The following is a 22,561-nucleotide window of genomic DNA, read 5'->3' on the forward strand; positions in this document are numbered from 1 at the left end:
GTTTTAATTTTTTTTGAGATGGTTAGGAAGATAACAATGAAGATGAGAATTTTATTCGTCACAATGATGAGTATTGCAGCAAGTTCTGCATTTGCAGCGCCAAAATTATATGGCGAAATTGATGCCAGTCTGGATTATTTACCCGAAATGAATGCCCATTCATCCAACCGCGATGTATGGAAAGTGAACAGTAATAGTTCATTTGTCGGGATTAAAGGTGAAGAAAAATTAACCGAACATTTAAGTGCTGTGTATTTAGCTGAATGGGCTTTTTATGCCGATGGTGATAAAACCGACTGGTCGCAACGTAATCGTTTTATCGGTTTGAAAGATAACCGTTTAGGTACACTTAAAGTAGGTAAACATAATACCCCATTAAAAGATTTATCCAGCCCAGTTGATAGTTTTAATAACTATATCAGTAATAAAGCCGATATCACGGGAATTATGACCGGGGAGAACCGGGTCAATAATGTCGTGGTGTATGACTCTCCTGAGATTGCACTATATGAAGGTAATCTGGAAGCGAGTGTATTGTTGGCAACAGGTGAGAGCAAAGGGATTGAGGATGACGGGCATGGTGGTGTCAATGTCGCTGGTCGTGGTTTGGGCGATGCCTGGTCTGCCTCGTTGAGCTATAACCATCCGATGTTCTTGGTTGGTGTTGGTTATGACAAGGCAATTCCAAGTGATTTCTTGGGACATGGCCTGTTAAATAGCAAAGACACTGAAACTAAAGTTGATGAAGTATTTGCCGCAGCTGATACGGTACGTGTGATTGGACGTTTGACGCCAATTGAAGGACTGGCATTAAAAACCTTATATCAAACCTCTAAAGTTACTGATAAAAAAGGAAATGATGAGGCCGCAGTTGATATCGATGATGCACAGGGCTGGTTAATCGGTGCTGAGTACAAGTTTCCTAATCAGTCAAAATGGGCAGTCAAGGCGCAATATAGCCAGAACTCTACCAGCTTTAAAAATGGCGCAGCTGACTTCGAGGCCAAGCAACTGCTTGTCGGTACGGATTATGCCTTTAATAAACAAGTGAAAGTCTATGGTTATGGTGGATATTCAACTTTTGAGCAGGCCAATGCTAAAGATAAGCAACCTGTAGTTGGTAGTGGTTTAGAATTTAAATTCTAACAAAATCAAAAAATTAAGCTGAATAAATAGAGGTGATTGACTCTATTTATTCAGTAAGCTGGATTGTTGTTCCGAATGAAGCGGTTGTGTAGCCGCGTTTGCAAATCAGTGCAGAATAACCCATAAAAATTCATAATTTTTACATTTTAGTCCTGTATGGTAGGGCTATAAATCTGTCATGGATAGTATGGATAACAACGTAAAATGATTTTTAAAGATACAAATATTGCTTTGTTTAACAGTATCAATACGTTTGCCAAGGATTCTCCTGTTTTAGACAAGATCGTAATTTTTTTAGCTGAAGATTTAAATACGGTTTTTATTAGTTTTCTGGTGTTGTTATTGGTGCTTCAGTGGAAAACCTATGGTCTTCTGTTCGCAAAAACCTTGTTGATTGTGCTGTTTTCACTGGTGATAAGTGATGTGATCGAATTCTTTTATCATCATCCTCGACCATTCCAGCTGCATTTGGGCGATAAATTAATTGGGCATGGTGCCTCATCTTCTTTTCCGAGCCAACATACTTTAACGATTGTGATTATTGCCTTTTCTTATTTGCTGGCGGGTTTTAAAAAGATTGGTATCGTCGGTTTAGTGCTGAGTCTGGTGGTGGGTGCATCCCGAGTTTTTGTAGGTGTGCATTTTCCTTTCGATATTGTCGGTTCTTTTATTATCGGATTTATGTTGGTTGTTGCCACCAATTATGTCTTAAAAGAAATGACGTTAAGAATCAGACGAATCCCCCCAATCCGTGTGGTTGATTAGTTTTGAGATATACCTAAAAAAACGGAGCATCTGCTCCGTTTTTTTATGGCTGAGTTATCTTAATAAAATAAACAGACAAAATTGTGTGCAGAGAAAATAGTCAAAGCAGAACGATTGCAAACCCTGCCGAAAATCTTAGTTAACCAGCAGCTTGTGGAAGGCAAGATTAATTAAAAGGGCTATGCGCTCAGCGGGACTCGAACCCACGTCGGTCGCTTAGGAGGCAACTGCTCTATCCAGTTAAGCTATAAGCGCATAATTTGATGATTATAAACAAAAAAGTGACTGCAAACGCAATCACTTTTTGAGGAAACCGATCAACTGTTAGTTTTCAGTATTACGATTTAAAAATTTATAAAAAATAAACATCAATACAATCCAGATTGGAATCATCAGCACTGATTCTTTAAAGCCTTGCTGCCACATGATATACAGCACAACACCAATAAATGCCAACACCAGATAATTACTGAATGGAGACCATAACGCAGGATATGAGGTTTTGATTTGTGCTGCTTTGATATGACGACGATATTTCAAATGGGTCAAGCTGATCATGGCCCAGTTTAAAACCAGCGCACCAACAACAACATACATCAAATGACCTAAGGCATCTTCAGGTACAAAGTAGTTAAGTAACACACAGCCAAAGATCAGGAACGCAGAGAGCAGTACTGCTGGAACAGGGACACCTTGCTTATTGGTTTTGGTAAAGATTTTCGGTGCATTGCCTTGTTGGGCTAAACCAAAGACCATACGGCTATTGGCATACATCCCGCTGTTATACACCGACAATGCCGCTGTCAGGATAATAAAGTTCAGTAAATGCGCGGCCCAACCGATTCCCATCTGACTGAAAATCATTACGAACGGACTTTTATCCAAACCGCCAAGATCGAGCTGGTTCCAAGGTACAAGCGACAACAGGATCGCCAGTGAACCGACATAGAACACCAGAATACGAATCACCACCTGGTTAATTGCTTTAGGAATCGTGGTCTTTGGATCTTTGGCTTCTGCTGCGGCCATCCCAATCAGTTCAATTCCGCCAAAGGCAAACATCAAGAATGCCAACATGTAGAACAGACCATCGAAGCCATGCGGGAAAAAGCCGCCCTGTGACCACAGGTTGCTAAATGAGGCCGTCGAGTTTGCATCGGCAGTGAACAGTAAGAACAGACCAAACAGAATCATGGCCACGACCGCTGTTACCTTGATGATCGCTAACCAGAACTCTGATTCACCATAGAATTTAACATTGGTCAGGTTGACTGCGGTAATCACCACAAAGAAAAACAAGACCGACTGCCAAGCGGGAATTTGCGGCCACCAGTAATTAATATATTTACCTACGGCGGTGAGCTCAGTCATTGCCACAAGGATGTAGAGCACCCAATAGTTCCAGCCCGTAATAAAACCTGGAAATTTACCCCAATACTTATAAGCAAAATGACTAAATGAACCTGCAACAGGTTCTTCAACAATCATTTCACCTAAATGACGCATGATTAGAAAAACAATCAAGCCGCCAATTGCATACCCCAAAATAATAGATGGTCCAGCAGACTGGATAATTTGCGCAGAACCTAAAAATAAGCCCGTACCAATTGCTCCACCCATCGCGATGAGTTGAATATGGCGGTTTTTTAGTCCACGCTGAAGTTGAGAAGAATCGTTGTTCAAAGGACTGAGCTCGACGAGGAATTAACTGGATTATTCTAATAGATTGATTGATTTTCGCCTAGTAAAAGTACAGCATTGCCATGACTGCAAAGTTGTTTTTAAAAATTATTTAAAATTATATATTTAGATTAATATTAATGTGAAATTTGCTTCATATTTATACAGTAAAATCCGATTCTTGTTTTTCCCGACGGATGGTTCCACATTTTTGCCATTGTACAAGTCATGAAAAATACTCAATATAATGCACAGATTTTATCCATGAAAATATAATCAGGCGCCATTGGTCGTATGGTATTTATAACGGCTGTGCAGTAATTTGAGATGCAAAATACCGCTGCACCAAGAATATGATAAAAGGAAGAATGGACATGAGCTCAGTACCGCAAATCAAAGTCGCTGCAACCTATATGCGCGGTGGCACAAGTAAAGGGGTATTTTTCAAACTGGATGATTTACCCGCAGCGGCACAGGTAGCAGGCAAGGCACGTGATCAACTTCTTTTACGCGTGATTGGCAGTCCTGACCCTTATGGCAAGCAGATTGACGGGATGGGTGGCGCAACTTCCAGTACCAGTAAAACCGTGATTCTGGCAAAAAGTTCAGAGCCAGACCATGATGTGGATTATCTATTTGGACAAGTCTCCATTGATCAGCCATTTGTAGACTGGAGTGGCAACTGTGGCAACCTCACCGCTGCTGTGGGCTCGTTTGCGATTTCTAATGGTCTGGTCGATGCCGACCGTATTCCTGAAAATGGTATCTGTACAGTACGCATCTGGCAGAAGAATATCCAGAAAACCATTATCGCACATGTGCCTGTGACCAATGGCGAAGTACAGGAAACCGGTGATTTTGAACTGGACGGGGTAACGTTTCCGGCAGCAGAAGTTCAGATTGAATTCCTGGATCCTGCGGATGATGGTGAAGAAGGTGGCGATATGTTCCCGACAGGAAATGTTGTGGATCAATTGACTGTTCCTGAGGTGGGTACCTTTGATGCAACATTTATTAATGCAGGTATTCCAACCATTTTTCTGAATGCCGAAGATATCGGTTATCAAGGGACGGAATTACAAGATCATATTAACGGTGATGCGGCTGCTTTAGCGCGATTTGAAAAAATCCGTGCCTATGGCGCGGTGCACATGGGGCTGATCAAAGACATTTCAGAAGCAGCTGCACGCCAGCATACCCCTAAAATTGCATTTGTATCAAAACCAAAGAGTTATACATCATCGAGTGGGAAAGCAGTTGAAGCGACTGATGTCGATTTACTGGTTCGTGCCTTGTCGATGGGCAAGTTACATCATGCCATGATGGGAACTGCCGCGGTGGCAATTGGTACAGCTGCTGCCATTCCGGGTACGCTGGTGAATTTGGCAGCTGGGGGCGGTGAACGTGAAGCCGTTCGTTTTGGTCATCCTTCCGGCACCTTACGTGTGGGCGCTCAAGCCGAACTGATTGATGGAAAATGGGCTGTGAAAAAAGCCATTATGAGCCGTAGTGCGCGTGTATTGATGGAAGGCTGGGTGCGTGTACCTGGGGATGCGTTCTAGGCATTACTGAGAACGATGCGATAAAGCCTTCATTTGAAGGCTTTATTATTTGGAATCGATTAAAACTACAAATGCAATTTCTTCAGATAAATAGTGTTATGATGTCGCCATTCTGGCAAGTCTTGTCATTTTCCTTCCATTAAGATTTCCCGAGGCAATTGTGTCATCTATTTCTCAAGTTAATGCGGATGTTTTAAAACAAGCTCAACAACGTATTCAACAGGATTTATTGACAGCATTGGCTGCATTTTCGATTCCAGAACCTTTAAAAGCAGCTGTTCATCATGCCGTCATGCTTGGTGGAAAGCGGGTTCGTCCAGCACTCTGTTATGCCGCAGCGTCTTTGCAACCGAATCATAATTTTGCAGCGGCCCGCCGTGCAGCAGTGGCGGTTGAACTGATCCATTGTTATTCATTAGCACATGATGATTTGCCATGTATGGACAATGATTTATTGCGTCGTGGACAGCCGACTTGTCATGTCGCCTTTGGTGAAGATACGGCACTGTTGGCAGGTGATATTTTACAGTCGATGGCCTTTGAAATTCTGGGCAGTCGTCTGTTTGATGAACAAGGCCAGGGAACTGAAGCCGCGATTGTGTTGAAGCAGGTACAGATCTTGGCGACCGCGAGTTCAAAAATGGTCTGTGGTCAGGCCCTGGATTTGCAGGCAGAAGGGGCTGGTAAGCAAGTTAATCAGGCCGAATTGGAAAATATTCACCGCAATAAAACCGGTGCCTTGATTCAGGCAGCGATTATGATGGGTGCTGTAACCATCTTTGCGGGCACGGATCAGGCGATTCCTAAATTACGTCAATTTGGGCAAAGTATAGGTCTGGCGTTTCAGGTACAAGATGACATTCTGGATATTACCGCTAGCACAGAAACCTTGGGCAAAACTGCAGGTAAAGATGAGCAAACGCAGAAGTCGACCTATCCTGCTTTAATGGGGCTGGAACAGGCACAAGCCTATGCGCAAAGTTTGCATGATCAGGCCTTTGACGCTTTAGCGTATTTTGGGGATGATGCCAAAGAACTGGTCGACATTTCGAAGTTTTTGCTAGCGCGTAAAAGTTAAAAAGCAGTCAGTTTTTCGCTATTGATTGATGTTATAAAAGACCAACTTTATGGTCTTTTATGTTTTGGAAATAACAAAAATGCAAATAAATACAGCCGATTCGCCATCAATTCAAGATGTGAACACGCTCGCTGAAATATTTAATGCCTATCGGGTTTTTTATCAACAGGCCAGTGATTTAGCGGGTGCAAGACAATTTATTGAAAACAGATTAAATCATCAGGATTCAGTATTTTTTATCCGGAAAAATGACAACAACAAGATCATTGGTTTTGTACAGCTCTATCCGACTTTTTCTTCAGTATCGCTGGGTAAGGCTTGGATTTTAAATGATCTCTATGTGGATCAGAACTATCGTCGACAAGGTATTGCATTATCCTTAATGCAGCAAGCCATCCAATTTGCGCAAGATACACAGGCCAGATTTATTGCATTAGAAACCGGTGCCGAGAATATACAAGCACAAAACTTATATCAAAAACTCGGTTTTCAGGAGCAAACAGGAACCCGATTCTTCGCTTTATCCTTCAATCATATTTGACCGGATCTCATTAGCCTTGAGCTGAGAAGGCTGCTGTTGAAAATTTGATTTAAGCTATCATGTATGAACATACACCGTCCTGAAATAAAACCAAATAATGATCAAGATAGAGTAGGGGGAAATGTCATGAATCAAAACCAACTCGAACAATGCGCTTTGTACTATGCGCAAAACCTGCCTTTTGCAATCCAGTCGCAACCTTTTGGTCCCGAATTTGAGGTATTCAAAGTCTTTGACAAAATGTTTATGTATATCGGTTTTAATGCCGGAACATTGCTTGTCACGGTGAAATGTAAGCCAGAGAAAAGTCTGGAATATCAGGAACTCTATTCTGCGATTTCAGCGGGTTATCACATGAATAAGAAACACTGGATTTCGATTGCCTGTAGCCCAGAGATCACGCCTGATCTGGTACAGGATCTCATTCAGGATTCCTATGATTTAGTCATAGCGAAGCTGCCACTTAGAACCCGAAAACTGATCGGGAGTGTTTAAATAAAAAAAGCAGCGTTTACGCTGCTTTTTTTATTGGATAGATGGCTTAATGTTTGCCCATGATGCCACGAATGGCATTGAGTACATCGGCAGGCAGAACCACGGTTTTGGCATTGCCAGATTTAGATAAATCCTGCATTGCTTTCACGTATTGTTCACCGAGTAGATACGCCACAGGGATTTCTTTATCACCTACCGCACTGGTCACCATTTCAATGGCACGCTGTGAAGACTCAGCGAGAACAACCTGAGCTTCTGCATCACGACGAGACGCTTCCAGACGACCATCCGCTTCCAGAATTGCAGCCTGTTTTTCACCATCCGCTTTGGTCACAGTGGCACGACGCTGGCGTTCAGCGGCTGCTTGCGCTTCCATCGCCGCCTGCATGGTGTGTGAAGGTTGAATATCCTGGATTTCCACGGTTTTCAGGGTAATGCCCCAATCTGAAATATCATCAGAAATGGCAGCCTTAAGTTTTGCCTTGATATGATCACGCGAAGAAAGCGCATCATCCAGATCCATTTCACCTACGATTGAACGCAGTGACGTCTGCACCAGATTTTGAATTGCCCAAGTATAGTTCTCAATCCCGTACACCGCTTTTTCTGGTGTGGTCAGATTGATATATGCTACGGCATTCATCACCAACACCGCATTGTCGCGGGTAATCACTTCTTGTGAAGGAATATCCAAAACAATATCTTTGGTGGTAATTTTATATGCCACTTCATCCACATAAGGAATCACGAAATTTAGACCTGGACTCAACGTGGTATGGTATTTACCTAAACGTTGCACAATCCATTTATAACCTTGGGGAACAATACGCACCCCTTTAAAAATAGTTACACCGATAAAAGCTAAAAAAGCTAAAACAACAATCGTACCGACAGACATTAGAAACCCTCTTTGTGTTTATGACGTATGAGGTTGAACGACTAAATCATTACCCAAAATATCAACCACGCGAACGCGATCACCGACCTGTACCGGAGTTGTACAACGGCAATGCCATTCATCAGAACCTAAAACAGGGATCGGAAAGCGTACAATAATTTGTCCATGCTCAAGTCCGGTCTGGATCACCATACCGACTTGACCAATGGTTGCTTCGCGAGGGAGACCCGCTTTGGTTTTATCAATCGACAGCGGTTTGATAAATTTGAACCAGAGAATCGTACATAAAATAGATAAAATACCCCAAGTAATCACTTGAGTGGTAAAACCCATCATCGGGAAAAGCCACAGTAAAATACACACCATGACTGCTGCTATGCCAAACCACAATGCAGCAAAAGCAGGCAAAATCAGTTCTGAAAGAATCAGTAAAATCCCTAATACAAACCAGTGCCAAGGTTCAACTACAAATTCCATAGATTTGCTCGCATAACTAAACGGAGTAGAGGTGAAAAAACATTCACCTTAGCACTGTAGCAGATGATTATCTTTATGAATATGAAAAGATTGTTTTTTTAGGCATTGTGGCTGTGGAGGACTAAAAAACCTGTGGCTAATACAAGTTTTAGTGGTCTCAACAGCCTTTAAGGAGGAGTTTTAGAATTTTGGTCGTGGTACCGGTTTTAAGGCAGCGGGAGATTTCTTAAATGCGGTAATTGCACTTTGAATCGCCGTGATCTTGGCCTGAGCTGCTTTTTCACCTTCTAAAATGGCTTGATTACTCGATTTAAGATCCAGCACGCCTAGATGGCCCACTTTAGGTTGAATCACGATGGTAGCCTGATTCAGTTCTTCATTAATGCTTTGTTGACCCATGATATTAATGGTCTGGTCTAACAAGCCCCACATGCTGAGCGGCTTACCACCGACAGGTCGTGCAGAAATGTCCACCGCAATCACGATATCGGCACCCATATCCTTCGCGGTTTTCACCGGAATTGGACTGACCAAGCCACCATCCACATATTTGGTCTTGCCGATGACCGCAGGGACAAACACATTGGGAATACTGCAAGAGGCACGTACCGCCTGACCGGCATTGCCTTTAATAAACTCGGCTTTTTTGCCACTGTCTAAACGGGTGGCGACTGCAGCAAAACGAATCGGGAATTGCTCAATTGGCTTATTGCCGACTTGATTATTCACATAATTCTGGAGTTTCTGACCGAGAATAATGCCTTGGCTATTAATGGTCAGATCACGTAAATCCGACTCTTGCAGTTTCAGGGCAAGGTTCTGCATTTGATAGGGCGTTTGACCGCTGGCATAAATACTGCCGACAAAGCTACCGGCACTGGTGCCTGTCACGATTTTCGGTTTGATGCCATGCGATTCTAAGACTTTAATCACACCAATATGGGCAAAGCCTTTGGCACCGCCACCGCCTAATGCCAGCGCAACCACAGGCTCACGTGCCTGAATTGCAGTGGTGGGGGGAGTTTTCTTTGTGATCTGATCACAGCCAAATAAAGTAAGACCAAAAACAGCCAAGCAGGACAGACGAGCAATGTTCATAACAAATGCAGATAAAATGTACAGGAAGATGGGCACATCAGAGCAGATTTGCCCTTCATTTTCTAGTTTTTTTTCACAAGTTTTTGTAAGGGTTCAGCCAGCCAATCCGGATTTTTCGGCGAGAAATGACCGACATAACGTTGCATGATCTGTTCAAGGTCTTGCTGGTAATGCCCAGTCGGGGTAAATGCCCCTAAACAGTAAATGGTTTTATGGTCATAATCAAAGGCAAACATCACAATCGGAATGCCGGCTGCATGGGCAATGTGATAAAAACCACTTTTCATTTTTTCGGCTTTTTTACGGGTGCCTTCGGGCGCCATACCGACCCAGATTTTATCGTGCTGTTGAATGGTGGCGACCACTTGTTCAGTCAGACCATGGGCGCTATCGCGACGAACCGGAATCAGCCCGGCCCAATTTAATAGTGGCTGGAAAGGGGGCTTGAATAAGGTGTCTTTACCCAATACGGTCACTTTTAAGCCCAATCCGCCAATTGCCAGAAAGCCATACCAGCCATCGATATTGGAGGTATGCGGAGAAATGATCGCGACAGCTTTAGGCAGGTTGGGAATTTCTCCTACAACCGTCCAGCCTTGGGCAAGAAAGAGCTTTTTACACAATGCACGGCTATAAGCTGTACCACGTTGTGGAACCAGGGGCGGTAAATCTGGAAAATGTTGTGGCATACATGAATATAAATAATGACAACTTTATTCATGTTAAACGCTGATGACAGCGACTGCATTGGCAAAAAATAAGATTTTATTGCCAGAAGAATGAAAGGATTGGATACTGATGCTCCCTTATTACTCCAGCGCTGGAAACTGAAAATGCCGAATCTTCGTCAGGTTTACATTTTATTGTTTTCTTTGTATTGGGCGCAGGGTTTGCCTGTAGGCTTTATGACCCATGCCTTGCCCGTGATTCTGAGGGCGCAAGGTGTATCTCTGGCCCATATTGGTGGCTTTGGCTTATTGATGCTGCCGTGGTCGATCAAAGTGTTTTGGGCGGCATATGTTGATCGTCTGACCTTATCATCCCGATTAGGACATTATCGTAGCTGGATTATTCCCACACAATTATCCAGTGTACTGATTCTGATGATCTTGTCCTTTTTCCCGATTCAGGCGCTGGATCAACCCGGCTATCTGCTGGTTTTCTTCGTCTTGCTGTTTTTGATGAATTTAACCGGTGCCACGCAGGATATTGCAACCGATGGTCTGGCAGTCAACTTACTCAAAACAGATCAACAGCACTGGGGTAATACCTTTCAGGTGATTGGATCACGCCTTGGGTTTATCGTGGGGGGCGGGGCAGTGCTCTGGTGTCTGGACTGGTTACACTGGCAAGCCACCTTTTTGGCGTTGGCTTTATTGGTATTTCTTAATACTTTACCCGTATTGTTATACCGTGAACCTATGCATGCAAACTCAACGACAAGAACGCAGACATCTTCTGTGCCCTTGTTGCAGGCAATTAAGGCCTATTTAAACTATTTTCAATCGTCAGCAGAATTAAAAGCCTGGTTACTGGTCCTGATTAGTTTCAAAGTAGCTGACGGGCTTTCAGGGCCTTTATTAAAGCCACTGATGGTGGATATGGGATTGAACTTCACCCAGATCGGGGTTTATATCACCATGTTCGGTGCGGTCGCTGCGCTGGTTGGGGCGGGGATGGCCGGACTGCTGCTCAAGCATTATTCCAGAATAGCCTGTTTGATGATTTTCTCTATTCTAAAAATTATCAGCTTGCTGGCTTATGCAATGATTGCTCACGGCTATGAAAGCCATGTTCAGATTGCACCTGTCTGGTTATATACCGTCAATGCCTTTGAAGATGCATGTTCTGCCATGCTGTTGGTGGTGATGCTGACACTGGTCATGCAATATAGTCGTAAGCAATGTGCTGGAACGGACTTTACTTTTCAGGTCTCGATCATGGCGACTGTCAGTGGTTTGCTGTATTTAATCAGTGGATTTGCTGGAGATGTATGGGGCTACTCTGGTTATTTGAGTTTTATCTGTGTGGTTGCGATTGCTTGCTTATGGCCGATTTTTTATTGGAAAAATAAAGTAAGCTCAGTTTAGATTTTTATTACAAATATATTGCTAAACATAATAGAAATGAAACAAAACATGAGCCTGTTTAAGTTTGCTTTATCTTGATATTTCCTGTTTTTAGTCTGAAATGAAGGATTTTCTGAATTGAGATTGTTTTCACAATGTCCTGCCAATTTGCATTATTAATTATTTGATACAGCAATTAATTAGTTAATATATAAAGAGATAAAATGAAATTAACTTCACTGGCCCATGATGTATAAAAATTAAACTTTAGTCGAAATTAGAATAAATAAATAAGATTTTAATTATTTTGTCATATAAAGTTAATGTGTAGGATTTGTTACAAATTAAACCAGGATGTAAACAATGAAAATCAAAATTGTAACAGCAGCAGTGCTCAGTTTACTTGCAACCACAACATTTGCAGTACCAACCTTTTACGGGGAGATTGATGCCAGTGTTGATTATTTACCAGAAAAAAATGCAACAAAATCAAATAAAGATGTTTGGGAAATCAGCTCAAACAGCTCATTCCTCGGTCTTAAGGGAGAGGAAAAGCTGACGGACCGTTTAAGTGCCGTGTATGCAATTGAATGGGGTTTTAGTGCTGATGGTGATAGCAGTGACTGGACACAGCGTAACCGTTTTGTAGGTTTAAAAGATGCCCAGTTGGGTACCTTAAAAATTGGTAAGCATGATACGCCTGTAAAACAGTTATCCAGTGTGGTTGATACCTTTAATAACTATGTAGCGAACAAAGCCGATATCGGTGGTATTTTCACAGGTGAAAACCGTATTGATAATGTACTGGTGTATGAATCTCCAGCTGTTCAATTACTGGATGGTGCATTTAAGGTGAATGCTTTACTTGCAACAGGTGAGTCTTCTGGGATCAAGGCGACTAGCGGTGGTGCAAAAGTTGCAGGCCGTGGTTTGGGTGATGCATGGTCAGCATCGGTGACCTATGATAATCCATTGTTGGTGGCAGGTATTGGTTACGATAAAGCCATTCCAAGTAACTTCTTAGGGCGTGGCTTCTTGAATGCGGCTGAACCTGCAATTACAGGGGGGAGCCTCTTCGCTGCAGCCAATACGGTTCGTGCCATTGGTAAAGTGACGCCACTTGAAGGCCTGGCATTAAAAGCCCTCTATCAAAGCTCTGAAGTAGAAAAAGCTGAAGGAAATGCAGCGGGTTCAGAAAACATTGATGATGCCCAAGGCTGGTTAGTGGGCGCGGAATATAACATCCCACAAGCCAAAAACTGGACAGTCAAAGGTCAATATAGCCAGAATGACACCAGTTTTAAAAATGACACTGCCGACTTTAAAGCGAAGCAGGTGATTGCTGGGGCAGACTATGCCTTTAACAAACAGGTCAAAACCTATGGTTATGCAGGTTATTTAACCCTTGAGCAAGCCAGCAAAAAAGATAAGCAACCCGTTGCGGGTCTAGGTCTGGAATTTAAATTCTAAACTTTGCTTTTTGCAAGTACGCCCTTTAAGTTCGCTTAAAGGGCGTTTTTTATTAATTCATAAAATCATCGTAAATTCGGTGAAATAGCATTAAACTGTTTTTAGAAAACAGGATGTTATTTAAACTTTTATTAAAATTATGACTGCACCGAATACTTTTAGTTTGCTTCTGATGCAGTTTAAGTCATTTTTAAGTTTTTATTCTTATCTTTAAAACACTAAGAAATTTATTTTTAGATCATGATGCCTATGTTGCTGCAAAGACTCAGAACCAAGCCAATTTCATTACTCACCTTTAATGTACTACTTGCCATCTGGTTAGGTGTGTTCCTGAACTTCGCTTTTTATAAAAAGATGTTGGCTTTAACACCCTATACAGGTATCAAGGCTGGACTTTTTGTCGTTGCTTCTGTGGGCGTGGTCACGGCTTTATATGCTTTTATTTTTCAGCTATTGAGCTGGAAATGGACCGCAAAACTGCTGGCGATTGCTCTGGTCTTTATTGGCGGTTTTGCTGCCTATGCAGTCAATACCTTAGGGGTCTGGATTACCTCCGATCAGATTCAAAACTTGATGCAAACCAACTTTTCCGAAGCACGAGACACCTGGTCTTGGCGCTTGTTGATCTGGATGGCCGGGATGGTACTGCTGCCGATTCTGGTGATTTTGATGACCAAAATCAAATCTGAATCCATTCCCCGGCAGCTGTTTAAAAAGTTGATTGCCTCGGTGGTTTCCTTGTCTTTGGTTGGTGGATTGTTATTTGTTTTCTATGTCGATTTTGCAGCTATATTTCGTGAGAACCGCGATATTAAAGGCATGATCTCGCCTCAAAATATGATTGCCTCTTCGGTGTCGTATTATAAAAAGAAAGCGCCTAAACAGAATTTACCGTTGGTACATTATGGTGAAGATGCACAGCGAACTCAGGCTGCAAAGGGTCTGTCTAAACTGATGGTATTGGTGGTCGGTGAAACTGCCCGTGCAGAAAATTTCTCTTTAAATGGTTATGCCAAAGAGACCAATCCGAAATTAGCCAAGCAAAATATTATCAATTTCTCGCAAGTCAGTTCATGTGGTACGGCAACTGCAGTGTCGGTACCGTGTATGTTTTCAGGTATGCCGCGAGAAGATTATGATGAACAGTTAGCAAGCCATCGTGAAGGTCTATTGGATATTGCCAAACGTGCAGGGTATCAGGTGACCTGGATTGACAATAATTCAGGCTGTAAGGGCACATGTGACCGGGTAGAACAGTTTAAAATTCCTGAGCCGATCCAGCAGAAATGGTGTAAGGAAGGCGAATGTCTGGATGATATCCTGATTGATAGCCTAAAAGCCTATTTAGCGACGATCCCGAAAGACGATACCCAACCACGTTTAATCGTATTGCATCAAATGGGTAGTCATGGACCTGCCTATTATGAACGTATTCCGCCAGCATTCCGGGTATTCAAGCCAACATGTGATACCAATGCCATTCAAGGCTGTACGCAGGAAGCACTGATTAACAGTTATGATAATACCTTGCTTTATACTGATTATGTGCTGGATTCATTGATCGAAACCTTGAAAAATACGACCCAATATCAAACGGGTTTGTGGTATCTATCTGATCATGGTGAATCGACTGGTGAGAGTGGCATGTATCTGCATGGCGCGCCTTATGCCATTGCTCCGACTCAGCAGACCCATGTACCGATGTTGATGTGGTTCTCAAGCGCATGGCAACAACAGGCCAAAAAACAGATGACATGTCTGGCCCAACAAAGTAAAAACAAGCTGAGCCAAGATAATCTGTTCCCGACCTTGTTAAGTTTGCTTGATGTAAAAACCAAAGTAATAAATGCTAAAGATGACATGTTAGAAACATGTGCTAATCCATAAGGTGAAATGAAATCATGACCAAGATCTTGATGATAGAAGATGATTTTATGATTGCAGAGTCAACATTGACCTTACTGCGATATCATCAGTTTGACGTGGAATGGGTCAATAACGGAGTCGATGGACTGGCTTTGCTCACCAAGCAATCTTTTGATCTGGTGCTTCTGGATTTGGGGTTGCCACTCATGGACGGCATGCAGATCCTGAAACAGATTCGTCAACGCAGTGCCTTGCCGGTCCTGATCATTTCCGCCAGAGACCAGTTGCAAAACCGTGTGGATGGTTTGAATCAGGGCGCAGATGACTATCTGATTAAACCGTATGAGTTTGATGAGCTGTTGGCACGGATCAATGCCTTGTTACGCCGTGGCAATGTTGAAACGGCACAACTGAAAAGCCAGTCACAGTTGCTCAAAAGTGGCGAACTGACGCTGGATGTCGATCAGCATCTGGCTACTTTTAAAGGTCAGCAGATCGAATTGTCTAACCGGGAATGGGCGATCCTGATTCCGATGGTGACGCATCCGAATAAAATTTTCTCTAAAGCCAACCTCGAAGATAAGTTGTATGATTTCGACAGTGAAGTCACCAGTAATACCATTGAAGTGTATGTACATCACTTGCGGGCCAAACTGGGCAAAGACTTTATTCGAACCATTCGTGGTTTAGGTTATCGTTTGGGACAGTCATAATCCGATGCGCAACACCCGACATTATTCGCTGAAGAAAAGACTGATCTGGGGAACCTCGATTTTTAGCGTGGTGTTGGGTTGTTTTCTGATTTTGGCCGCTTATAAAATTTCATTACATGAAGTGGATGAAATTTTAGATACGCAAATGCAATATATGGCTGAGCGCTCGACCTCCCAGCCTTTGACCACAGTTGCCAGCCGCGTTGAATTGCACCGGACCTATCATGAAGAAGATTTACTGATTGATATCTGGGCCTATAAAGACCAGAGCCATTTATGGCACCAGACCCATCTCTTGGTTCCGCCAGTAAAACAGGCTGGGTTTTACACCCAGAACACGCCGCAAGGGAAGTGGCGTGTTTATGTGATTCCCTTAAAAGATTATCAGATTCAGATCAGTCAGCAGGAGCAGGTGCGAAAAGCGTTCGCCTGGGAACTGGCGGGCAGCATGTTTATTCCTTATATCCTGTTGCTGCCTGTAGCGATTATTGTATTGGCCTTTATCATCAGTCTCAGTCTTAAACCACTGGATGAATTTAAGGAAGAACTGACCCAGCGTGATTCCGATGGCTTATCACCGATTGATATCAAAGATTATCCGCAGGAATTATTACCGACCATTGAAGAAATGAACCGGTTGTTTGAACGGATTCAGCATGCACAGACCGAACAGAAGCAGTTTATTGCCGATGCTGCACATGAGCTGAGGACGCCGGTGACGGCCTTGAATCTGCAGACCCGTATCTTGATTAGCCAGTTTCCTGAACATGAATCTTTGCAGAATTTGAGTAAGGGACTCGCCCGTATCCAGCATCTGGTGACTCAGCTTCTGGCCTTGGCTAAACAGGATGTCGCACTCAGCCTGATTGAACCGAATACCAATTTCCGTCTTAATGATGTGGCGTTAAATTGTGTGGAGCAACTGGTCAATCTGGCCATGCAGAAAGAAATTGATCTCGGCTTTGAGCGTAATGATTTAATTGAAATGCAAAGCCTTGAATCGACGGTGCATTCGATTATTTTTAACCTGATTGACAATGCAATTAAGTACACACCAGTGCAGGGGATTATCAATATTTCGGTCTATAGCGATACCGATGATTTTGCCTATATCCAGATTGAAGACAGTGGTGCAGGGATCGATCCTGAACAATATGACAAGGTGTTGAAGCGTTTCTACCGGGTGCATCACCATTTAGAGGTGGGCAGCGGACTGGGCTTATCAATTGTGGATAAAGCGACCCAGCGTTTGGGTGGTGTGTTGAGTTTATCGAGAAGTATTGAACTGGGTGGATTATCGGTATTGGTTAAATTACCGAAAAAACTTGCCCATCATGAAGACAAGGCAAGTCACTAAATCGTTGAGGAAATGACTCAACTGATCTGGGGTGCGGTTTCGGCTTGATCGCGTAAATAACGTAGGAACAGCACACATTTCTGGATACGCTTGCCGTCATTGCCGACTTTACTGACATTAAAGCGTAGTACCCAGTTTAAACGTTTGCCGACTTTGCAAATATCTTTATAGACTTGTGGTTCGGCCAGTAGAGCTTGGTAAAGTTGCTGGCTGGCCTGTTCAAGCTGTTCAAACTCAAAATGATAGGCGGTGGAAAAAATAAATAATAACCAGTCACGTACAAAGCAGTCATGCAGACTGAGTACATCTTTCGGATCGGTTTCAAAGTCAATAAAGGTAAACTGGTTTTGTTGATCAACCAGAATATTGCGCGCGAAAGCTTCGCTTAAATAACCTTGCTGCTGATGAATATGACTGATGGCTTGAATGGCCTGATCAAATAAGGCATATCTCGCTTCAGGATGATCTTTGAGGCTGCCCAGCTTCTGGTCGAGCTGACTGACAGGACTTTGACGTTGCGAGCCAACATCTTCCAATAAAATACCTTTTTTTGAAACTGCCAACACATTTGGCGTCGAGATCCCTAGCGCTTTGAGTTGTTGAATGCGTTTGAATTCGCATTGAATGGCCTTCGCTCCACCCTGATTCGGGACCGGGGTAATTGCACCTAGATTAAAGATCTTGGCCAGCCATTTCAGCGGCGTATAAAGCCATAGTCCATGGCGTTCAGAAGCCTTTTTTAACCATACTTTGCGTAAGCCTAATTCATAAGATTGAATAGAGTCTTGTTGGGAAGCAAGCGTAGATTCTAAAAATATTTGAAAATCGGACATACGACAGCAAAAAAATCCTAATGTGAGCAAAATTCAGTGCCCGCTCAATGGACACTGCTTGTCACTTTACCACATCAGATGCCAATAAAGGTACTGCATCGCGTTTTGCTGCGCGTTGATGATACTTATAAGTAAATGTATAACATACTAAATTAATTACAACACAGACCCACGCTGTCCACAGGTTATGACTGAGGAAGTGGGCACCACGCATCATCTGTGCCCAGCCCATGGCGAATCCAATCAGCATTCCAGCAAATAGATAGAACCAGGCTCTGCGTTTGTGATCGAGGCGATAGACAAAATAACCGGTGATCAAGGCAAAGCCTGTACTGGCATGACCGCCGGGAAAGCAATGTCCAGCAGTTGCAGAAAAATCCCAGACAAAACCTGTTACGGTTTCATGGGTCATATACCACGGGCAGGCCTGGGCAGAGTGCGCTTTCAGCAAGCCTACGATGCAGGTACACAACATACTGACCCAAAACATATAGCCATATTGCCAGCGTTGAGCTTTCAGTTTTTCAACTTTAAATGAAGCACACCACAGCAAAAAGAAGATCACGTAGATGGCAGTTAAAAGCTGTTTAACGTAACTATGGTTAAGTTGTTCCAGAAACCAGTCATGCTTATAAGGAAAATCACCATGTAAGCTGACCCAAGGCGCAATCAGATGTAAGTCAATTGCTCCGCCTACAGGAAACACCAACAGTAAAATAAAAAAACTGATAAAAACTAAAAAGCTCGTCCATAAGAAAAAAGGCGTTCTTAAAATCATGGAACATACTGTTAATGTGAGATAAACATCTCACTATTTAATTCCTAAAAGCTTAATCTGCTCTTAAATTTATATAAAAAAATGTTGGCTGAACGCTTGCTTGGAAAAGCTTAAAGATTGTAGAAATCGGGAGGGCAAGTTTGAGCATTTTATCAAATAACGCTCGAGCTTTATTCGATAAAAAGCAGCCGTTTAGGCTGCTTTATTTGTTACATATCGTTTAGGTTAGTGCAAAATTTTATCGAGGAACTGCTGCGCGCGTTCGCCACGTGGCGTACCAAAGAATTCATCTTTGGAGCAGTCTTCAACAATTTTACCCTGATCCATAAAGATAATCCGGTTAGCCACCTGACGGGCAAAGCCCATTTCATGGGTCACACACATCATGGTCATGCCTTCTTTGGCCAGCCCGACCATGACATCCAGTACTTCGTTGATCATTTCCGGATCAAGTGCCGAAGTCGGTTCATCAAACAGCATGGCAATCGGATCCATACTCAGCGCACGTGCAATCGCCACCCGTTGCTGTTGCCCGCCTGAAAGCTGGGCCGGATATTTATTGGCATGGGCACTGAGTCCAACACGGTCCAGATAAGCCAGTCCTTTTTTATTGGCTTCTGCTTCCGAACGTCCCAAGACCTTGATCTGGGCTATGGTCAGGTTTTCAGTAATGCTCAGATGTGGAAACAGTTCAAAATGCTGAAACACCATACCGACCCGGCTACGCAGTTTGGTCATATCGGTTTTGGGTTCGTGCACGGGGACGCCATCGACAAAGATTTTACCCTGTTGAAAGGGTTCCAGCCCATTGACGGTTTTAATCAAGGTGGACTTGCCTGAACCTGAAGGACCGCAGACCACTACCACTTCACCTTGACGGATCTGGGTGCTGCAATCGGTCAGTACCTGAAACTGGTCGTACCATTTACTGACATTTTGGAGGTCTATCATTACTTTATTGTCGCTCATACCCGTAACCTCCTTTGTAAACGTTTAACTGCGAATGTGGCAATCGCGCTGATGGTAAAGTACACAAGTCCTGCAAATAGAATATATTGGGTAAGCAAGGACATTAAATCTCCACGAACATAGGTTGTTCTGAAAAAGTCGAGCAGACCAATGGCATAGACCATGGTGGAATCCTGAAACAGGATAATGGTTTGCTGAAGTAATAACGGCATCATTTTTCTAAAGGCCTGTGGCAGGATAATCAGGCGCATCGACTGCCCATAACTCATGCCCAGCGCGGATGCCGCCGCAGCCTGTCCTTTCGGAATCGACTGGATACCGGCACGGACAATTTCAGAAAAGTAAGCGGCTTCAAACAGCATAAATGCCACGATACTTGAAACCAGTGCGGTATCAATGGTCAGATACTGGCCTGTTGCTGCGGTATAGATAAAGGGAACGGCAAAATAAAACCACATCAGCACCAGCAGCAGGGGGATGGAACGGAACAGGTTGACATAAGCCTGTGCAACCACATTCAGAATCCTGATGGATGACAGACGCATTAATGCCAGCAGCGTACCAATGGCAATACCGCCAATGGTGGCGATGACCACGACTTTTAAGGTAATGCTGAAACCATGCCAGAGAGCCGGTCCGGACTGCTGTAAATCACTGAGAAAAGAAGTGAACCATTCCATGCTACTTACCTCCTGATATTAAACCAGGAATGCGTAAACGCTTTTCCAGCAGGTTCATGGCAAAGATAAGACAGATATTGATGACAATAAAAATCACGGTGACATAGGTGTAGATTTCGATGGTGTTCTGGGTGTATTCACTGATGGTTTTCATCTGCGAAATAATTTCTGCCACACCCACCAAAGACGCAACCGAGGTATTTTTCACGCAGTTGGTCAGCTCGGAACTCAACGGCGGTAAAATGGTACGAAAAGATTGTGGCAGAATGACATAGCGGTACAGTTGCAGAGTCGAAAATCCCATGGCATAACCGGCATTAATTTGCCCTTTGGGCAGTGCTTCAATACCAGTGCGGACCTGTTCACAGACACGTGCTGCAGTAAACAGTCCAAGTCCGATACTGGCCGATATCAGGGCAGTGGTATTGGCACCAAGATCATTCATCCACCAGTTTTTAATCGGTGCAGGCAGAAAGTTGGGAACCACATAAAACCAAATAAACAACTGAACCAGTAAAGGGATATTCCTGAACACGGTGACATAGGCCGTACCGATGGCCCTAGCGGTTTTATTTGGAAGTGTGCGCATAATTCCGAGGATACTGCCTAGCAGCATGGCGATACTCCATGCGACAACAGCAATCACGATCAGCCATCCCAGGCCGGTGATAATCCAGTTCAGGTAGGTGGTGTCTCCAATACCTGTCGATTGCCACAATACTCCCCAGTTCCAGCTATAATTCATAATAACTCCTGAGAAGAAACGGGAGAACATCCTCTGTTTCCCGGTTCTGCAATAATAGTCTTGTTATCGCGGGGAATTACTTATCCCGGTCATGTGGATTGGCAATCAAGGCTTTGAGCTGATCAGACATCGCAAAGTCCAGGTTAATATTTTTTGGTGGAATTGGTTGCTGGAACCATTTTTTATACATGTTATTGATTTCACCAGAAGCATAAGTGGCTTTAATGGCATCATCAACGACTTGTTTAAAGCCTGTATCACCTTTACGCAGCATACAGCCATAGATTTCATGAATTGGCGCAGAGCCGACGATTTCCCATTGATTCGGGTCTTTGGCTTTGGATTTTTCACCCGCAAGTAAAATATCATCCATCATAAATGCCACAGCACGACCATTTTGCAGCATCAGGAATGATTCGGCATGGTCTTTGGCAGAAATGATTTCGCCAATGCCCAGTTCTTGCTGGTGCTGGCGGATATAACGTTCAGAGGTCGTTCCTGCTGTGGTGACCAGTTTCTTGCCTTTTAAATCTGAAAAGTCCTTGATACCGGAGTTCTTGGCCGTGAGCAGTCTTGAACCCACTTCAAAGAAACCGACCGAGAAATCAACCTGTTGCTGACGCTCTTTATTGTTGGTGGTTGAACCACACTCCAGATCAACCGTCCCATTGGAGACCAGTGGAATACGGTTCTGGCTGGTCACCAGGTTATAGCGGATTTTCAGGTCTGGCATATTCAGCTTTTGCTTGACCGCTTCAACTACCTTGAGTTGCAGGTCATGGGCATAACCGACTGGCTGATTCGGATTGGAAGCAATGTAGGAAAAGGGAATCGATGAGTCACGATAGCCGAGTACAATCGTACCAGAGCTTTTAATTTTATTGAGTGTGCCCGAAGAAGAAGCACTACCATCCGCCGCTTTGTCACTGGCAGCAGGGGCCTTATTGTCGCTACAGGCACTGAGTCCCAACATCAGGGCGCTTGCACAAAGCAGCGAGGTCATGGTGCGTTTAGATGTCATCTACAAAACTCCTTTTGTATCATTCTGATGCATTCGTAATTGTTGCGGTTTAACCGTTGATTGTTATGAAAAATAATGTTTTCTTTCTAAACATAAAAAATACATTATTTTTCATCTTAATCAACTTGCATACGATTGCTCAAGCGATATTGTTTACCGTTTTGTTAATGGTAACTGTTGATGAATTAAGCAGTTTTTAAATGAATGAATTCTGATAAAAATGCAGGATATATAAAGCATAATTTATGCCATTCATGCCGTATGGATAAATGGCTTTATTCAGGCATTGCTGTTCTGTACGTCTATGCGCAACGAAGTAA

The 22,561-nt window shown here is 43.3% G+C and carries 22 protein-coding genes and 1 tRNA gene; 11 read left to right on the forward strand and 12 right to left on the reverse strand.

The genetic code is table 11. The annotated features are described in order from the left end of the window. Positions 1-36 precede the first annotated feature (36 nt). Together J699_RS02535 and J699_RS02530 are read left to right on the forward strand one after the other, a co-directional pair. Positions 37-1,146 carry a porin gene (locus J699_RS02535; protein WP_032869904.1) on the forward strand — a complete coding sequence of 370 codons (1,110 nt, stop codon included), beginning with the start codon at positions 37-39 and terminating at the stop codon, positions 1,144-1,146. Between the two features lie 204 nt (positions 1,147-1,350). Beyond that, entirely contained in the window at positions 1,351-1,911 is a 561-nt protein-coding gene (locus J699_RS02530; RefSeq protein ID WP_032869902.1) for a phosphatase PAP2 family protein, read from the forward strand. A 182-nt stretch (positions 1,912-2,093) separates the two neighbouring features. Here J699_RS02530 and J699_RS02525 read toward each other — a convergent pair. After that, a tRNA-Arg gene (locus J699_RS02525) sits at positions 2,094-2,166 on the reverse strand. A 69-nt stretch (positions 2,167-2,235) separates the two neighbouring features. After that, positions 2,236-3,594 carry an amino acid permease gene (locus J699_RS02520; protein WP_032869900.1) on the reverse strand — a complete coding sequence of 453 codons (1,359 nt, stop codon included), beginning with the start codon at positions 3,592-3,594 and terminating at the stop codon, positions 2,236-2,238. Between the two features lie 371 nt (positions 3,595-3,965). Here J699_RS02520 and prpF point away from each other — a divergent pair, with 371 nt between their 5' ends. From prpF to J699_RS02500, 4 genes are all read left to right on the forward strand, one after another. Next, positions 3,966-5,153: a 2-methylaconitate cis-trans isomerase PrpF gene (gene prpF / locus J699_RS02515; protein ID WP_032869899.1), complete on the forward strand. Its 1,188-nt coding sequence runs from the start codon at positions 3,966-3,968 to the stop codon at positions 5,151-5,153. Between the two features lie 160 nt (positions 5,154-5,313). Continuing rightward, positions 5,314-6,231 (forward strand): polyprenyl synthetase family protein, encoded by a 918-nt coding sequence (locus J699_RS02510; RefSeq protein ID WP_032869897.1) that lies wholly within the window; start codon positions 5,314-5,316, stop codon positions 6,229-6,231. A gap of 79 nt (positions 6,232-6,310) precedes the next feature. Continuing rightward, positions 6,311-6,772, forward strand: a complete 462-nt coding sequence (locus J699_RS02505; RefSeq protein ID WP_032869895.1) for a GNAT family N-acetyltransferase — start codon at positions 6,311-6,313, stop codon at positions 6,770-6,772. 126 nt (positions 6,773-6,898) lie between these two features. Beyond that, positions 6,899-7,267 (forward strand): MmcQ/YjbR family DNA-binding protein, encoded by a 369-nt coding sequence (locus J699_RS02500; RefSeq protein ID WP_032869894.1) that lies wholly within the window; start codon positions 6,899-6,901, stop codon positions 7,265-7,267. Between the two features lie 46 nt (positions 7,268-7,313). Here the strand turns inward: J699_RS02500 and J699_RS02495 are convergent, their stop codons facing one another. The 4 genes from J699_RS02495 to J699_RS02480 all read right to left on the reverse strand — a co-directional run bounded on the left by J699_RS02495 (position 7,314) and on the right by J699_RS02480 (position 10,429). Continuing rightward, positions 7,314-8,165 carry an SPFH domain-containing protein gene (locus J699_RS02495; protein WP_005227021.1) on the reverse strand — a complete coding sequence of 284 codons (852 nt, stop codon included), beginning with the start codon at positions 8,163-8,165 and terminating at the stop codon, positions 7,314-7,316. A gap of 18 nt (positions 8,166-8,183) precedes the next feature. Further along, on the reverse strand, positions 8,184-8,642 hold the full coding sequence (locus J699_RS02490; protein ID WP_005288669.1) for an NfeD family protein: 459 nt from the start codon (positions 8,640-8,642) through the stop codon (positions 8,184-8,186). Between the two features lie 180 nt (positions 8,643-8,822). Further along, the gene (locus J699_RS02485) at positions 8,823-9,740 is read right to left on the reverse strand and encodes a patatin-like phospholipase family protein (protein ID WP_032869893.1); all 918 of its coding nucleotides are present in this window, start codon (positions 9,738-9,740) and stop codon (positions 8,823-8,825) included. 62 nt (positions 9,741-9,802) lie between these two features. After that, on the reverse strand, positions 9,803-10,429 hold the full coding sequence (locus J699_RS02480) for a lysophospholipid acyltransferase family protein (RefSeq protein ID WP_005227024.1): 627 nt from the start codon (positions 10,427-10,429) through the stop codon (positions 9,803-9,805). 144 nt (positions 10,430-10,573) lie between these two features. Here J699_RS02480 and J699_RS02475 point away from each other — a divergent pair, with 144 nt between their 5' ends. The 5 genes from J699_RS02475 (at position 10,574) to J699_RS02455 (ending at position 17,215) form a co-directional block, all read left to right on the forward strand. Then, positions 10,574-11,830, forward strand: a complete 1,257-nt coding sequence (locus J699_RS02475; protein WP_032870191.1) for an MFS transporter — start codon at positions 10,574-10,576, stop codon at positions 11,828-11,830. A 342-nt stretch (positions 11,831-12,172) separates the two neighbouring features. Further along, positions 12,173-13,279: a porin gene (locus J699_RS02470; protein WP_032869891.1), complete on the forward strand. Its 1,107-nt coding sequence runs from the start codon at positions 12,173-12,175 to the stop codon at positions 13,277-13,279. Positions 13,280-13,528: 249 nt separating this feature from the next. Next, the gene (locus J699_RS02465) at positions 13,529-15,166 is read left to right on the forward strand and encodes a phosphoethanolamine transferase (RefSeq protein WP_032869890.1); all 1,638 of its coding nucleotides are present in this window, start codon (positions 13,529-13,531) and stop codon (positions 15,164-15,166) included. Positions 15,167-15,180: 14 nt separating this feature from the next. Continuing rightward, complete coding sequence (locus J699_RS02460) at positions 15,181-15,858, forward strand: DNA-binding response regulator PmrA (protein WP_005227028.1); 678 nt, start codon at positions 15,181-15,183, stop codon at positions 15,856-15,858. 4 nt (positions 15,859-15,862) lie between these two features. Then, on the forward strand, positions 15,863-17,215 hold the full coding sequence (locus tag J699_RS02455) for an ATP-binding protein (protein ID WP_032869889.1): 1,353 nt from the start codon (positions 15,863-15,865) through the stop codon (positions 17,213-17,215). A 17-nt stretch (positions 17,216-17,232) separates the two neighbouring features. Here J699_RS02455 and J699_RS02450 read toward each other — a convergent pair whose 3' ends face one another. The 6 genes from J699_RS02450 to J699_RS02425 all read right to left on the reverse strand — a co-directional run bounded on the left by J699_RS02450 (position 17,233) and on the right by J699_RS02425 (position 22,241). After that, entirely contained in the window at positions 17,233-18,048 is an 816-nt protein-coding gene (locus tag J699_RS02450) for a lipopolysaccharide kinase InaA family protein (protein WP_005227030.1), read from the reverse strand. Positions 18,049-18,109: 61 nt separating this feature from the next. Further along, positions 18,110-18,826: a phosphatase PAP2 family protein gene (locus tag J699_RS02445; RefSeq protein WP_032869887.1), complete on the reverse strand. Its 717-nt coding sequence runs from the start codon at positions 18,824-18,826 to the stop codon at positions 18,110-18,112. Between the two features lie 225 nt (positions 18,827-19,051). Beyond that, positions 19,052-19,777 carry an amino acid ABC transporter ATP-binding protein gene (locus tag J699_RS02440; protein WP_171062180.1) on the reverse strand — a complete coding sequence of 242 codons (726 nt, stop codon included), beginning with the start codon at positions 19,775-19,777 and terminating at the stop codon, positions 19,052-19,054. A 14-nt stretch (positions 19,778-19,791) separates the two neighbouring features. After that, positions 19,792-20,475, reverse strand: a complete 684-nt coding sequence (locus J699_RS02435) for an ABC transporter permease subunit (RefSeq protein WP_005227033.1) — start codon at positions 20,473-20,475, stop codon at positions 19,792-19,794. Between the two features lies 1 nt (position 20,476). Continuing rightward, the gene (locus J699_RS02430; protein ID WP_005227034.1) at positions 20,477-21,220 is read right to left on the reverse strand and encodes an amino acid ABC transporter permease; all 744 of its coding nucleotides are present in this window, start codon (positions 21,218-21,220) and stop codon (positions 20,477-20,479) included. A gap of 76 nt (positions 21,221-21,296) precedes the next feature. Further along, entirely contained in the window at positions 21,297-22,241 is a 945-nt protein-coding gene (locus tag J699_RS02425) for a transporter substrate-binding domain-containing protein (protein ID WP_032869886.1), read from the reverse strand. Positions 22,242-22,561 lie beyond the last annotated feature (320 nt).

Source organism: Acinetobacter sp. 1000160, from assembly GCF_000588715.1.
Classification (GTDB): domain Bacteria; phylum Pseudomonadota; class Gammaproteobacteria; order Pseudomonadales; family Moraxellaceae; genus Acinetobacter; species Acinetobacter courvalinii.

Bases quoted from the DNA above. Each gene is read 5' to 3' on its own strand.
- J699_RS02485 (WP_032869893.1), bottom strand. From the start codon at position 9,740: ATGAACATTGCTCGTCTGTCCTGCTTGGCTGTTTTTGGTCTTACTTTA.
- J699_RS02455 (WP_032869889.1), top strand. From the start codon at position 15,863: ATGCGCAACACCCGACATTATTCGCTGAAGAAAAGACTGATCTGGGGA.
- J699_RS02505 (WP_032869895.1), top strand. From the start codon at position 6,311: ATGCAAATAAATACAGCCGATTCGCCATCAATTCAAGATGTGAACACG.
- J699_RS02460 (WP_005227028.1), top strand. From the start codon at position 15,181: ATGACCAAGATCTTGATGATAGAAGATGATTTTATGATTGCAGAGTCA.
- J699_RS02535 (WP_032869904.1), top strand. From the start codon at position 37: ATGAAGATGAGAATTTTATTCGTCACAATGATGAGTATTGCAGCAAGT.
- J699_RS02495 (WP_005227021.1), bottom strand. From the start codon at position 8,165: ATGTCTGTCGGTACGATTGTTGTTTTAGCTTTTTTAGCTTTTATCGGT.
- J699_RS02435 (WP_005227033.1), bottom strand. From the start codon at position 20,475: ATGGAATGGTTCACTTCTTTTCTCAGTGATTTACAGCAGTCCGGACCG.
- J699_RS02490 (WP_005288669.1), bottom strand. From the start codon at position 8,642: ATGGAATTTGTAGTTGAACCTTGGCACTGGTTTGTATTAGGGATTTTA.
- J699_RS02480 (WP_005227024.1), bottom strand. From the start codon at position 10,429: ATGCCACAACATTTTCCAGATTTACCGCCCCTGGTTCCACAACGTGGT.
- J699_RS02450 (WP_005227030.1), bottom strand. From the start codon at position 18,048: ATGTCCGATTTTCAAATATTTTTAGAATCTACGCTTGCTTCCCAACAA.
- J699_RS02440 (WP_171062180.1), bottom strand. From the start codon at position 19,777: ATGATAGACCTCCAAAATGTCAGTAAATGGTACGACCAGTTTCAGGTA.
- J699_RS02445 (WP_032869887.1), bottom strand. From the start codon at position 18,826: ATGATTTTAAGAACGCCTTTTTTCTTATGGACGAGCTTTTTAGTTTTT.
- J699_RS02430 (WP_005227034.1), bottom strand. From the start codon at position 21,220: ATGAATTATAGCTGGAACTGGGGAGTATTGTGGCAATCGACAGGTATT.
- J699_RS02475 (WP_032870191.1), top strand. From the start codon at position 10,574: ATGCCGAATCTTCGTCAGGTTTACATTTTATTGTTTTCTTTGTATTGG.
- J699_RS02530 (WP_032869902.1), top strand. From the start codon at position 1,351: ATGATTTTTAAAGATACAAATATTGCTTTGTTTAACAGTATCAATACG.
- J699_RS02425 (WP_032869886.1), bottom strand. From the start codon at position 22,241: ATGACATCTAAACGCACCATGACCTCGCTGCTTTGTGCAAGCGCCCTG.
- prpF (WP_032869899.1), top strand. From the start codon at position 3,966: ATGAGCTCAGTACCGCAAATCAAAGTCGCTGCAACCTATATGCGCGGT.
- J699_RS02470 (WP_032869891.1), top strand. From the start codon at position 12,173: ATGAAAATCAAAATTGTAACAGCAGCAGTGCTCAGTTTACTTGCAACC.
- J699_RS02500 (WP_032869894.1), top strand. From the start codon at position 6,899: ATGAATCAAAACCAACTCGAACAATGCGCTTTGTACTATGCGCAAAAC.
- J699_RS02465 (WP_032869890.1), top strand. From the start codon at position 13,529: ATGTTGCTGCAAAGACTCAGAACCAAGCCAATTTCATTACTCACCTTT.